The sequence below is a fragment of the Paraburkholderia sediminicola genome, from assembly GCF_046026675.1.
In the GTDB taxonomy this organism is placed as follows: Bacteria; Pseudomonadota; Gammaproteobacteria; order Burkholderiales; family Burkholderiaceae; genus Paraburkholderia; species Paraburkholderia sediminicola_F.
Genome location: NZ_JAQQEY010000002.1, coordinates 321,403 through 333,639, shown reverse-complemented (window position 1 = coordinate 333,639; position 12,237 = coordinate 321,403). Strand labels below are relative to the sequence as shown.

Below are 12,237 nucleotides of genomic sequence, written 5' to 3'. Positions count from 1 at the left end.
CGCGTATTGGAGAAAGATGCATGAGCACCGCAAAGAAGCTGCGCCGCTCGCCGGAGGGCGGCTATGCACGCGGCGACGAAACGCGGCACCGGATCATCGAGGCGGCGATCGAACTGTTTGGCGAACACGGTTTCGAGGGCGCGTCGACACGCGACATCGCGGCCCGCGCCGGCGTCAACGCGCCCGCGCTGCAGTACTACTTCGAGAATAAGGAAGGGGTATATCGCGCATGCGTCGAGATGCTCGCCGACGACGCATGGGAGACATTCGGCCCGGCCATCGAACATGCGCAGGAAGCGCTGCGTGAAAACGCCGACACGCCGGCGTTGATCGACGCCTTCCTCGGCATTCAGACAGCGATTGCGCACGGCGCTTTCGTCAAAGCAAGCAAACCTGGCCGGCGGATGTTCTTCGCGCGCGAACAGGCGGGACACGAGCCTCAGAGTGCCATGCAGATTTTCGGCTGCCGGATCCGCCAGCCGCTCAACGATGTCAGCGTGGCGCTAGTGGCGCGAATTTCCGGGCGTGCAACCGACGATCCGGTCATCTTGATCCGCACCTTCAGCCTGCATGGGCAACTGGTGATTTTTCACCTCGCGCATCCGTCCAAGCTGTCGCTGCTCGGCTGGAAGAGCATCGACGCAGAGAAGGCGGCGCTGCTCACGTCGACCGTCCGCGATCAGACTCGCACGCTGCTCGAGCATTGGAGCCGGGAACGTGACGAGGGGCGCACGCCCCCCGCGCAAACCACGGGCAAAGGAAAGCCGCGCAAGCAGCAGTGATCTCACGCTTGCGCATAGATCACCGCCTTCGGACCCGTTGGGCAAGATGCCATTACAATCCAGCACTTCGAACCGACAACGGTGATTTACGCCATGAGATATCCCCTTGCATTGACACTCGCCACGGTCATTGCAACCGCAAGCACGATCGCGACCGCCCAGACATCCGGAGCCAGCGACGCACCCAAACTGCAGTGCGCCATTGGGTATGTCACCGGCGTCGGTGGGTCGGCACAGAGCTTTCGTGAATACCTTGCGACCCCCGACCGGGACAAATATCGCTACGTCGCTGACAACCCGATTCAATGCAAGGTGTCCGACGAAGGTCGCGCGTCAGCCTGTACCGGCGTGACAAATCTTCGGAATGAAAAAGTCAGCGTGTATGACGACGTCGACAACGCGACGATGGCCGTGGTCGCGCGCGTGGAACTCGAGCACGGGACCTACCCGGTGATCATCGTCGTGCGACGGCAGGATGTGAAGTGCGAGGAGTGAGCGCTGTCTGGCGCGTCATTGATGATTGCCGGTTGGGTGCGAGCAACAACCCACCCGGCGAAAGAACGATTGCGAATCGAAGACGCCGTTGTGATCAACGGCGTTTCATTTTGATCACGCGCGAAATCTGACCCAGCGTAAATCCGATGTTCTGCACGTATTTGGCGTAGTCGAGCGGAGCGATGATATCGATCTGTATCTAAAGCATTTGTATAAAGTGCGAGCTTCTTGATAAAGAAGGTATGTGGGTCGATCGCAATCGAGAGACGTGTGCTTAGATATGCTGAATTTACGGCACACACCCCTCGGTTTTATAAACTCGTTATACCGTTGATGACAGAATCTCGAGGTCACAGAGCGAGGGTCTAAATGATTCGGCCGGGATTACCCTCTCTGTCTCCGCAGTCTTACCGTTCGCGTTTGTTCGTAGACGGTTGCCGCAAGCGCTTGTAGGAACACGCCGAGGTGTTTTGGAGGCGAAAACCGCACGACGTGCATAGATCGGCCATACGCCAAAGATATGTTTCTACGAGTGCTTGCGACAGCGTTGCGCTACTCGCGACGAAGGAATCTGCTCAGCATTAAGTTGCCTCTACGATTCAATGCATGTGGGACCGAATAACGGCGTCTTTCGGAGGCGTCCGATCTGTCGGCGCCTCGTCGGCGGACTCCAATACATCGACGCTCGTGTCGGTACGGTTGAGCATCGCGCGAGCCTTGTTCATATCGAGTGCCCCCTCCCATCGAGCGACCACGATCGTCGCCACCCCGTTACCGATCAGGTTCGTGACGGCACGAGCTTCGTTGAGAAAGCGATCGACACCTAGCAGCAGCACCAGTCCAGACACAGGGATTTTGTGCATCGAGGCCAGCGTGGCAGCCAGCGCGACGAATCCGGCCCCGGCCACACCTGCCGACCCTTTGGATGTCAGCAGCAGCACACCGAGGAGCAGCAACTGATCCCCGATCGTCAAGTGGATGTTCATCGCTTGCGCAACGAACATCGAGGCCATGGTCAGGTAGATCGCCGTGCCATCGGCGTTGAAGGTGTAGCCCGTAGGCAGCACCATCCCGACCACGGGGCGTGAACATCCCAGTTGCTCCATTTTGATGAGCATCTGTGGCAGCACCGCTTCAGTCGAAGCTGTACCGAGGGTAATGAAGATCTCGTCCTTGATGTAGCGGAGATACTTCCACAGCGACAGTCCGCTCATCCGCATGACAGAACCAAGCACAACGACCACGAAGAAGATCGAGGTCAGGTAGAGGCACAGCATCAATTGGCCGAACGATGCCAGTGTGCCAATTCCGTACTTCGCGATGGTGAATGCCATGCCGCCAAAGGCGCCGATGGGCGCGACATACATCACGATTCGCACAACACCGAACATGCCCTGAAGGAACATGTCGAGCATGTCGACGAACGGCGCAGTACGGGGACCGAGCCTGGCGAGAGAGACCGCGAGCAGGAGCGAAAAGAAGATGATGGGCAGGATATCTCCATTTGCGAACGCTCCGACAATGCTGTTCGGAACGATGCTCATGAAAAACTCAAGCATGCCGTGCTGCTGTGCCGCATGGGTGTAGCTGGAAATGGCCGAACTGTCGATATGTGCGGGGTCAATGTTCATACCACTGCCCGGCTTGATGACGTTCACGATTACAAGTCCAACAGCGAGTGCAATCGTCGATGCAATTTCGAAGTAGACGACCGCCTTGACGCCAACGCGACCGGCCGCGTGAAGGTCGTTCATGCGTGCAATACCGACGACAACGGACGCGAAAATAATCGGCGCAAGCAGCATCCGGATCAGCTTGATGAACAGATCGCCGAGGGGTTTGAGCTGAGAACCGATGTCAGGGTAGAAATGGCCGACGAGGACGCCAGCAACAATGCCAAGCAGGACCTGTACGTAGAGCCTGGAAAGAGATTTTCCGATCTTTGAAACCCGCATGACTGTCTCCTATGCGTGGCATCTTTTAATGAAAGTCAGGACCGGTCGCCGCAGCGGGAACTACCGCTGCGGCGAGCACGAACTGATTTCGCGTGCGTTCCTTTTGTCTATTCTTATGAACGCTGCGTCGACACTTTTGTCGGCGCGTTTTGCCGTTTGAAGGCTTATGCGGACAGCTTTTGCATTTCGGCGAAAAGATCAGCTTTTCCTTCGAAGCCGATGCCGGGCAGGTCGGGCATGGTGATGAAGCCGTTTTCCACTTTCACGCCGTCGGGGAAGCCGCCATAAGGCTGGAATAGGTCCGGATAAGATTCATTGCCACCCAGACCGAGTCCGGCCGCAATGTTCAACGACATCTGATGTCCGCCGTGCGGAATACAGCGGCTCGGCGACCAGCCGTGTTGACGCAGCATGTCGAGCGTGCGCAGATACTCCACCAGGCCATAGCTCAGCGCGCAGTCGAACTGCAACCAGTCGCGATCCGGACGCATTCCGCCGTAACGGATCAGGTTGCGTGCGTCCTGCATCGAGAACAGGTCTTCGCCAGTCGCCATCGGCTTGTCATAGTAGTTGCGCAGCGTAGCCTGCAATTCGTAGTCGAGCGGGTCGCCCGGTTCTTCGTACCAGAACAGGTCGTATTGCGAGAGTGCCTTCGCGTACTGGATCGCGGTGTCCAGGCCGAAGCGGCCATTGGCATCGACGGCGAGTTTCTGACCGTCGCCGAGTACGCTCAGGATCGAGTCGATGCGGCGCAGATCTTCATCGAGCGAAGCCCCACCGATCTTCTTCTTCACTACCGTGTAGCCTCGGTCGATGTAGCTGCGCATTTCGTCTTTCAGCTTCTCGTGGTCCTGGCCGGGGTAGTAGTAACCGCCGGCCGCGTACACGAAGATCTTGCGATCGGGTTGGCCATTGCCGTAGCGGTCGGCCAGTAACTGGAACAGCGGCTTTCCTTCGATCTTCGCCACCGCATCCCAGATCGCCATGTCGATCGTGCCGATGGCGACCGAGCGCTCGCCGTGACCGCCCGGTTTTTCGTTCGTGAACATGGTCGCCCAGATCTTGTGCGGATCGAGATTGTCGCCAGCGTCGTTGAGGAGCGTGGCGGGATCGGCTTCGAGAATGCGCGGAATGAAGCGCTCGCGCATCAGCTTGCCCTGGCCGTAGCGGCCGTTGGAATTGAAGCCATAACCCACGACCGGTTTTCCGTCCCGGATGACATCCGTCACCACGGCGACGAGACTCAGCGTCATCTTGCTGAAGTCAATGTAAGCATTCCGGATTGGGGAACTGATCGGAACAGTTTTTTCGCGGATTTCAACGATTCTCATGACGGTGTCTCCTGAGTTCTGGGTACGTTTTGCATGTGTCCGACTGCAATGGAAACTAGCTTATCCGTGAAAGGAGGGATTAGAATTCACTTTGATTCATTTCATTTTTTACTTTAGGTGAACAACTGAAGTGACGACTGACTCAGCATCCGACTTCGAGTTTTTCATCCTCCTCGCCAGACTCAAAAGCTTGTCAGGCGCGGCGCGGGCGCTCGATCTCACCCCTCCAGCCGCGACCAAGCGCCTGGGACTGATGGAACAAAGACTGGGGGCGCGGTTAGTCAACCGGACAACGCGGAGTGTCAGCCTGACGCCCGAGGGTGAGACTTACCTGCGCTACGCGACACAGATCGTCGGGCAAGTCCGGCAGATGGAGGACGAGATATCGGGGGCTCGATCCGATCCCCACGGACTGTTACGCGTCAACGCGACGCTTGGCTTCGGGCGCACGACCATCGCGCCGCTTGTGTCCGAATTCGCGAAGCGCTTTCCCAACGTGGAGATTCAGTTCGAAGTAACCGACAGGCCCATCGATCTGGTGGAGGAAGCGTTCGATATGGCGATTCGTTTTGGCGAGCTCCCCGACAGCCGGCTTAGCGCCCGGCGCATCATGAGCAATCGTCGTTTTCTTTGTGCCTCGCCGAAATACCTTGAGCGATTTGGGACACCGGAGCGTGTAGAGGATCTCGTTCGCCACCGTTGCATCATTCATCGGCAGAACGATGATGCCTACGGCGTGTGGCGGTATATGCAAGGGGACCACACCGAAGCGTTGAAAGTCAAAGGCGCGCTATCGAGCAATGACGGCGACATTGTGTTGCGGTGGGCGCTCGACGGGCATGGGATATTGATTCGCTCCGAATGGGATCTGGCGAAGTATGTCCAAAGTGGACGGCTCAAACTGGTCTTGCCGGAAACGGTGCTGCCCTCAGCCGACCTCTTCGTCTACTATCCAAGCCAGCGAAACCAGACCGCTCGCGCCCGTGCATTCATCGACTTTCTGATCGATCGCTTTCAAGCACCGTTTATACCTGTCGAAGCCGGCGCTTCGATCTACGATCAAAAAAAGAAGGCGGGCCGCAGGACATAAGTCACGCAGATGCGAACAATGCAGCGGCCCAATCGGCAAACACCCTCACCTTGGTGCTATATCTTCGGCTAGGCGGATACGCGATATAGACCTCAAGCGGGTTCGGTCGCCATCGCGCGAGAATGGGTACCAGTTTCTTCTGCTTGATGAATGGGCGAACCATGAAGTCCAACGTTTGGACGATCCCCAAACCAGCCAGTGCAGTTGCAAGGTGTGAATTGCTCTCGCTAACAAGAACGTCATTGCGTACGCGGCCAAGCGTGATCGTCTCCTCGTCCCGGCGAAACGTAAGGGGCTGCGTCACGCCCGTAGTGGCAGAAAAATATCCAGCAACAGGCAATTGGGCATATTCAGCGAAAGGGCCGCCCGCCCGAAGCCTCCTGTCTCGACAACGCGGACAAAAATACGAATGGCCTGCAGATGGTCCATGGATCTACCTCCTCGATTATCCATCCATGTGGATAGACAAACCACAATGTACATATTTATCTGCGTGGGTGATTAAACTAAGCTGGGCTCACTAATCCGCGTAACTGAGCCACACAGCTGAACCAGGAGCCCTGAAATGACAACGTCTCTCTACGACAACATCCATTCGACCAAGCATGCGGGAAAGGTGGCGCTCGTGACCGGCGGCAGCACCGGAATCGGCCTCGCCACCGCCAGGCGCCTCGCTCGCGAAGGTGCGACGGTGTTTATCACCGGTCGACGCCAGGCGGAATTAGACGCTGCGGTATCTGAAATCGGCCACGGGGCACGCGCGATTCGCGGCGACATTTCGTCGGCCGCGGACCTGAAGAGAATCGTCGATACGGTGTCTGCGGAACATCAACGGATAGACATTCTCTTTGCCAATGCAGGCGGCGGCGAGTTCACCCCGCTTGGACAGATCACCGAAGCACAATTCGACAAGTACTTCGACATCAACGTGAAAGGCACCTTGCTAAGCGTGCAGAGCGCATTGCCGCTCATGCGGGCCGGCAGCGCCATCGTTATAACAGGATCGATCGCATCGGTACAAGGTGTACCGGCATTCGGTGTTTACGCCGCCACCAAGGCCGCCTTGCGCTCCTTCGCACGCACTTGGGCATCGGATCTCAAAGGCCGCGACATCCGCGTCAATGTGGTCGCGCCGGGTGTCGTCGTCACGCCTGCCTATAAGACCGAACTCAAACTGAGCGACGAACAGATCGAAGCCTATTGCAAGGAGGTTGCCGAAACGACACCGCTTGGCCGTGTCGGCAGCACCGATGAAATCGCCAAGGCAGTTTCCTTTCTCGCCTCCGACGATGCCAGCTATATCACCGGGATAGAACTGTTTGTCGATGGCGGACGCGTGCAAGTCTGATTTTTTCAGCGTCGCATCAACCGCCGCTCGACATTAGCAGGCAGCACCGTCTTTTAACGCACAGGCTCGTGAGGCCGACGGATTATCGCTCGGCCGGCCCGCGACTACTCAAAGGAATCCACAATGCAATTTTCGGTGAATGAGCTTATGAAGCGAAATCTGCTCGCCATCTTCAGCGAGCGAGATTCTGCGGCGCGAATGAGGGAACTGGAAACCATCTGGCAGCCTGAAGGTGTCTTCGTCGATCCCGACGGTCGACATGTCGGCCTCGATACCATCAACCGCAGGGTTGACGAGTTACAGGCGAAATTCCCCGGTTTCGACTTCGTCGAGCGTGGACCCGTTGACGCGATGCATGGAATCGGACGTCTCGCATGGGGATATGGGCCTGAAGACAATCGGACGGCCGTGACGGGCATCGACATAGCGGTCACACGCGACGGCAAACTTCTCGAGCTATACGTGTTTATAGACTGACTATTGTGGGGTGTCAGGATGATCCCGATTAAAGTGACATCGACGCCTGCCGATGCCACGAAGGATCCACCCGGCGCGCATTTCTTTGACATCTGATAACGTCCACCGCGCTAGATAAGTTCCGCGAGTCGATCGATGAGAAACGCCGCAGGCACAGCCAGTCCATGAGGGCTAAGCCGCCCGATCGCCCGAATTCGCCCGCTGCATACCTGCCTCGCGTGCCGCACGCCGTTGCCGGCGCTCCAGCCGATCCTCCTGCAACACCCGCCGGCCGGTGCGCGTAGCGAGCACCAGCGTGATCGCTAGCAACCCCGTACCGAGCAGGTAGCTCGGTGGAATGAAGTGCCCGTCCGTAAAACGCGCCACCAGCGAGATATAGAACGGCGCCAACCCGCCAAACAGCATGACCGAGGTGTTATACGAAATAGCCACGCCGGTGGAGCGCCCCTGCACGGTGAATATCTTGACCAGCATCCCTGGATGCGCGGCGCCTTGCAGGGTCAGGAATAGTATGCCGACAACCCGTACGATCATCAGACGGCTCTCAGTGGGATCGGCCAGCAAATACGAGAACAACGGAAAGACGCAGATCAGCCAGCCCACGATAAAGAAGAAGAACAGCCGATACGCGCCGACACGGTCCGCCAGCATGCCGAACACCGGCGAGAGAACGCACATCAAGATACTCGTGACGAATATCCCTTGCAGCGACGAACTGAGCGACAGATGCAACTGAACCTGCGCGTAGGTCGGCAGATACGCATTCCACACATAATTCAGCGACGTGCCGGCGATCATCACGCCCATCGCGCACACTACGGCATCGCCGTTCTCACGCACAAAATCGCGTAGCCGCTCGCGCATGGGCGCCCGTGCCGCGGGGCGTGCCTGCAACCGGTTGAATTCATCCGATTCGTCGACATGATGGCGGATGTAGAAGCCGATTGGCCCGACCAGCGCGCCGATCAGAAACGGCACGCGCCATCCCCAGGCCGACAGATCCGCATGCGACAGGTGACGCGACAGCAGGTAACTGCATCCCGAAGACAACATCGCGGCGATCCCGATCGACAGCATATTGAAGCTGCCGTAAAACATCTTCCGGTTGGGCGGCGCGACCTCGTAAATCGTCACCGACGACAGTGCGAACTGCGCGCCCACCGCGAAGCCTTGCACCAGGCGGCCGATCACCACCAGCAGAGGTGCGACGAGCCCAAGGGTCGCGAAGCCCGGGGTCAGCCCCAGGATCAGCGAGCCCACCGACATCAGCACCATGATCCACGACAGTACCTTCACCCGACCGACCCGGTCCGCGGCCATGCCCATCGCCACGCCACCGATCGGACGGACCAGGAAACCGACCGCGAAGGTCGCGAACGTTAGCAGCAATGCACCGCTGCGATCGACGTTAGGAAAAAACACCCGCGCGATTGTGCTCGAAAAATAGGAGTACACCATGAAGTCGAACCACTCGAAGGTGCCTCCTATCACCGTCGATACAATGGTTTTCCAGACCTTTCCTGAATCGCGTCGCGCGTCCATGTGTTTATCCTCCGGCCCGCAGGGTGCGCAACGTCTGCGCAAAGAAATCCTGAACCACCTCGACGACCTGCATGCCGTTGTGGGCGATATTCGCCATCTCATCGAAGCGCACGTGAACGCCGGCGGCTTCGAACGACGCCTTCAGCGTACGCAGCCGCTCCGGGCGCGTCGCGCCGGCATCGTTGATGCCTGGCAGATACATCGAGCTATCTTCGGACACTGTGATTTCCCAGGTTTCCAGATCCGCCCGGCCCACCACCATCTGCACCGGCACACGCTGCAAGGTGGCCAGATCGAACGGCTTGCCGAAGTGACGCTCGAAGCCACCCGTGCCTAGCCACCAGTCTTTCGTGTCATCGAGTACGGTGACGTTGCCGGGTGCGCCGATCGACGCGGCCCAGAGCCGCTCCGGATGCGCGTACGCAAAGCGGTTCACGTACTGTCCACCGCCCGAATAGCCGAACAGTGCGAACCTGTCGAAGCGCTTGCCATAACGCTCGCCCACTTCGGTCACCATGTCGAGCAGCACTTTGTCATAGCGGATATCGCCTTCGATCAGGCGCTTGAAGCCACTGCGCTCGCCATCGCCGCGCACGCCGACCGGAAACAACGGACACAGCACGATGCAGCGGTTCCAGCGGCCGAACGACGCAAACGCGTCGCGATACTGCGTGAACTGACGCCCCGTGCCATGCATCACGACGACCAGTTCCACGTCGTTGCCGGGTGTCAGGACTTCAGGCGGCACGTACAGCACATACGGAAAGCGCGGATCATGGCGACTCGCGTACACGGTGGTCGAACCCAGGTCGTAAAGCGCCTGCGCTTTCTCATGACCCGGAGCGGATCGCGTCTCTGCATTGAACATCTGTCATTCCTCTCTGACGATTTCAGCGGTCTCGTGCATGCCCCGCGCTGCGAGGCATACGTGTTTATTCACAACTCACGCCGCTTCGGCGAGCGGTTCGTGGTGCAGGCTGTAGCGGGTGAAGATCCGGTTGAGTGCGGGCATTGGTGCGACGTCCATTTCCCCTGCGGCCGGCACCATGACGATCATCGCGACCGTCGCGGTCATCGTGTGACGTGTGCCCGGACGCGGCGGACGGCATACCGAAAACGGCGTGGCGAACGCGTCGAACAGTGCGGCCTTGACCGCGTCGCGATCCACCTTCGGTGCGGCCTTCAGCAATTGACGCACGCGCCAGTCGCGGTAATAGCTGTCCGGCGAACTCTCGCAACCGGTATCCAGCAGCTTGGTGCGGGCGACCGGGCTGATCCAATGGTTCGCATGCACGATCATCTGGTCGTCGTCCGGATAGATCGGGAAAGCTTCGTTCGGCGCGCATTCGAAATCGATGCCGAAGCCCTCGGCCATGCCGAGCATGATGTTGTTCGAACACGACTTCGGTGTGGTGGCGATCACCTTCAACGCGTTCGCGAACACCGGCTCTTCCAGCACGCGCCGGCGCAGCAGCGACAGCGGCACGCCCAGTTGCGTGAAGTCGCGCTCGGACTCGAGATAATTCGCGGTGATCGACACGCCCGCGGCATTGAGCCCACTGCGCGCGAGGCCACCCGCCTCGACAAAGGTCAGGAAATCGGGGCCGTCGTCGCTGCGCACGCGCAAGACGATGCCGGTATCGACGCAATCGGCCTTCCAGTCCCAGTTCTGCGCATGGATCAACTGCCCGGTCGACGTGCGCGATGGCAGCACCAGCACACCGGTACAACCGTCTTCGTCGTCCGCTTGCAGCGCCATTTCGACTCGCGCCTTGGCCAGCACCTCGGTACGGGCATTGATCATCACGATGTCTTCGAACGGCACTTCCGCGCCGGTGGCGATGCCGCGCATCTCGTCCAGGTACGCAGGTTGAAACTCGCCGATGACCTGTTCGAGCGAGCGGATCAGCGCCGTCTGCGACGCCTCGCTGTAGCCGAGATTGCGCAGCGTCTGACCATAGCGGGATGCGCTCAGGCGCACACGCGCCGCCGCCGCACGGCCATATCGCAAGCCGCGTTCATACGGTTTGCCGGACACGCTGACGAATGGAAACTGCGGAAACTGCTGGATTTGCGACATTGATGGGACTCCTCACCCTGGCTGCCGCCGACGATATGAAGCGGGACTAAGTCCGCGCTGACGCCATCGGCCTGATTTGTGACAAATCGATTCTCATAGGCCACAAACAAAATAAAAAGCGTTATTTTCTTTATCGAATGGAAAGAAAAAGTTTCGTTTCGTGCGATCATGCGACGCGCGGAGACGGGAAAAAATCGTGCAACCCGCGCACGTCCCGAAGGCCCAGGAGGAGATCCCGCATGAGTGAAATTCGAATGCTGCGGACGTTTCTCGCCATCGAGAAACACGGGACCATGGCGGCCGCCGCCGATCGCATGGCGCTTACGCACGCCGCTGTCGGCGCGCAGATGCGCACGCTGGAGCGCGTGTGTCAGCGCCAGTTATTCGACCGCAGCGGGCGCAGCATCCAGTTGAACGATGCCGGCCGCTCGATCATCGAGCAGGCGCGCACGGTGGTGGCCGCGTACGACTCGCTATTGCGCGGCGTGGCCAACAAACTCAGCATCGAAGGTTCGATCACGATCGGCTCGACCGTGTCGTCGATGGGGTTTCTGGCGGCCAACGTAATCCAGTTGAGGTTCTCCTACCCCGGCTTGAAGGTGCGCCTCGCGCACGGTAGTAGCGGCGAACTGGAGCGCCAGGTGCGCGCCGGCGAAATCGATGCGGCAGTGATCGTCAGCGAACCCCGGGCGACCACGCTACCTGAGTCATGGGAGCGCCTTTACGATGAGCCACTGGTACTGCTGGTCAATCCGGCGACCGCCGCGGACGATGCGTCCGTGACCTCACTGCTGAAGCGTCATCCGTTCATCGGCTTCGAAGCGGCATCGCTGACAGGCACCCATGTGGCGAGCCTGCTTCGGCGGCTGCGCGTCGAGGTCAACCCTATTCTGGAAATGAATTCGATCGCCGCGATCGCCGATCTGGTGCGACAAAACATCGGCGTGTCGATCGTGCCGCGTTTGCGGCACGCCGCCTGGGACGAAGACCCGTTGTTGTCGGTGAGGCCGATTCCGGGCACGGCGTGGCGCCGGCATATCGGATGGTATGAATTCGGGCGGCAGCCGCTGGCCACCGCGATCGTCAAGAATCAATTGCTCGCGGCGCTGGCCGAGTAACGGCGCAGCGCCGGGTGGC

General features: G+C 59.2%; 13 protein-coding genes. 6 read left to right on the top strand and 7 right to left on the bottom strand.

Annotation, left to right across the window (positions count from 1 at the left end; genetic code table 11):
• Positions 1-20 precede the first annotated feature (20 nt).
• On the top strand, positions 21-782 hold the full coding sequence (locus PQQ86_RS21370) for a CerR family C-terminal domain-containing protein (protein ID WP_408271269.1): 762 nt from the start codon (positions 21-23) through the stop codon (positions 780-782).
• Positions 783-875: 93 nt separating this feature from the next.
• Positions 876-1,277 carry a hypothetical protein gene (locus PQQ86_RS21365; protein ID WP_408271267.1) on the top strand — a complete coding sequence of 134 codons (402 nt, stop codon included), beginning with the start codon at positions 876-878 and terminating at the stop codon, positions 1,275-1,277.
• 599 nt (positions 1,278-1,876) lie between these two features.
• Here PQQ86_RS21365 and dctA read toward each other — a convergent pair.
• Both dctA and PQQ86_RS21355 read right to left on the bottom strand, forming a co-directional pair.
• Entirely contained in the window at positions 1,877-3,232 is a 1,356-nt protein-coding gene (gene dctA, locus PQQ86_RS21360) for a C4-dicarboxylate transporter DctA (protein ID WP_408271265.1), read from the bottom strand.
• Between the two features lie 164 nt (positions 3,233-3,396).
• The gene (locus tag PQQ86_RS21355) at positions 3,397-4,563 is read right to left on the bottom strand and encodes a mandelate racemase/muconate lactonizing enzyme family protein (RefSeq protein ID WP_408271262.1); all 1,167 of its coding nucleotides are present in this window, start codon (positions 4,561-4,563) and stop codon (positions 3,397-3,399) included.
• Positions 4,564-4,693: 130 nt separating this feature from the next.
• Here PQQ86_RS21355 and PQQ86_RS21350 point away from each other — a divergent pair, with 130 nt between their 5' ends.
• Positions 4,694-5,653 carry a LysR family transcriptional regulator gene (locus tag PQQ86_RS21350; RefSeq protein ID WP_408271259.1) on the top strand — a complete coding sequence of 320 codons (960 nt, stop codon included), beginning with the start codon at positions 4,694-4,696 and terminating at the stop codon, positions 5,651-5,653.
• Between the two features lies 1 nt (position 5,654).
• Here PQQ86_RS21350 and PQQ86_RS21345 read toward each other — a convergent pair whose 3' ends face one another.
• The gene (locus tag PQQ86_RS21345; protein ID WP_408271256.1) at positions 5,655-5,957 is read right to left on the bottom strand and encodes a LysR substrate-binding domain-containing protein; all 303 of its coding nucleotides are present in this window, start codon (positions 5,955-5,957) and stop codon (positions 5,655-5,657) included.
• Positions 5,954-6,082, bottom strand: a complete 129-nt coding sequence (locus PQQ86_RS21340; protein WP_408271253.1) for a helix-turn-helix domain-containing protein — start codon at positions 6,080-6,082, stop codon at positions 5,954-5,956. The genes PQQ86_RS21345 and PQQ86_RS21340 overlap by 4 nt, the downstream gene beginning before the upstream one ends.
• Positions 6,083-6,218: 136 nt before the next feature.
• Here PQQ86_RS21340 and PQQ86_RS21335 point away from each other — a divergent pair, with 136 nt between their 5' ends.
• Both PQQ86_RS21335 and PQQ86_RS21330 read left to right on the top strand, forming a co-directional pair.
• Complete coding sequence (locus tag PQQ86_RS21335; RefSeq protein WP_408271250.1) at positions 6,219-7,001, top strand: SDR family NAD(P)-dependent oxidoreductase; 783 nt, start codon at positions 6,219-6,221, stop codon at positions 6,999-7,001.
• A 123-nt stretch (positions 7,002-7,124) separates the two neighbouring features.
• Positions 7,125-7,478 (top strand): nuclear transport factor 2 family protein, encoded by a 354-nt coding sequence (locus tag PQQ86_RS21330; RefSeq protein WP_408271247.1) that lies wholly within the window; start codon positions 7,125-7,127, stop codon positions 7,476-7,478.
• A gap of 171 nt (positions 7,479-7,649) precedes the next feature.
• On the opposite strand, the gene PQQ86_RS21325 is transcribed toward PQQ86_RS21330, so the two are convergent.
• The 3 genes from PQQ86_RS21325 to PQQ86_RS21315 all read right to left on the bottom strand — a co-directional run bounded on the left by PQQ86_RS21325 (position 7,650) and on the right by PQQ86_RS21315 (position 11,100).
• A complete protein-coding gene (locus tag PQQ86_RS21325) occupies positions 7,650-9,020 on the bottom strand; it encodes an MFS transporter (RefSeq protein ID WP_408271244.1) in 1,371 nt (456 codons plus the stop codon).
• A 4-nt stretch (positions 9,021-9,024) separates the two neighbouring features.
• Positions 9,025-9,777: an alpha/beta hydrolase gene (locus PQQ86_RS21320; RefSeq protein WP_408279274.1), complete on the bottom strand. Its 753-nt coding sequence runs from the start codon at positions 9,775-9,777 to the stop codon at positions 9,025-9,027.
• 186 nt (positions 9,778-9,963) lie between these two features.
• Positions 9,964-11,100, bottom strand: a complete 1,137-nt coding sequence (locus PQQ86_RS21315; RefSeq protein WP_408271241.1) for a C45 family autoproteolytic acyltransferase/hydrolase — start codon at positions 11,098-11,100, stop codon at positions 9,964-9,966.
• A 239-nt stretch (positions 11,101-11,339) separates the two neighbouring features.
• Here PQQ86_RS21315 and PQQ86_RS21310 point away from each other — a divergent pair, with 239 nt between their 5' ends.
• Entirely contained in the window at positions 11,340-12,218 is an 879-nt protein-coding gene (locus PQQ86_RS21310) for a LysR family transcriptional regulator (protein WP_408271237.1), read from the top strand.
• The last annotated feature ends 19 nt before the right edge of the window (positions 12,219-12,237 follow it).

Coding starts and splice junctions, on each gene's coding strand:
- PQQ86_RS21335 (WP_408271250.1), top strand. CDS start 6,219: ATGACAACGTCTCTCTACGACAACATCCATTCGACCAAGCATGCGGGA.
- PQQ86_RS21315 (WP_408271241.1), bottom strand. CDS start 11,100: ATGTCGCAAATCCAGCAGTTTCCGCAGTTTCCATTCGTCAGCGTGTCC.
- PQQ86_RS21370 (WP_408271269.1), top strand. CDS start 21: ATGAGCACCGCAAAGAAGCTGCGCCGCTCGCCGGAGGGCGGCTATGCA.
- dctA (WP_408271265.1), bottom strand. CDS start 3,232: ATGCGGGTTTCAAAGATCGGAAAATCTCTTTCCAGGCTCTACGTACAG.
- PQQ86_RS21325 (WP_408271244.1), bottom strand. CDS start 9,020: ATGGACGCGCGACGCGATTCAGGAAAGGTCTGGAAAACCATTGTATCG.
- PQQ86_RS21365 (WP_408271267.1), top strand. CDS start 876: ATGAGATATCCCCTTGCATTGACACTCGCCACGGTCATTGCAACCGCA.
- PQQ86_RS21310 (WP_408271237.1), top strand. CDS start 11,340: ATGAGTGAAATTCGAATGCTGCGGACGTTTCTCGCCATCGAGAAACAC.
- PQQ86_RS21340 (WP_408271253.1), bottom strand. CDS start 6,082: ATGGACCATCTGCAGGCCATTCGTATTTTTGTCCGCGTTGTCGAGACA.
- PQQ86_RS21330 (WP_408271247.1), top strand. CDS start 7,125: ATGCAATTTTCGGTGAATGAGCTTATGAAGCGAAATCTGCTCGCCATC.
- PQQ86_RS21355 (WP_408271262.1), bottom strand. CDS start 4,563: ATGAGAATCGTTGAAATCCGCGAAAAAACTGTTCCGATCAGTTCCCCA.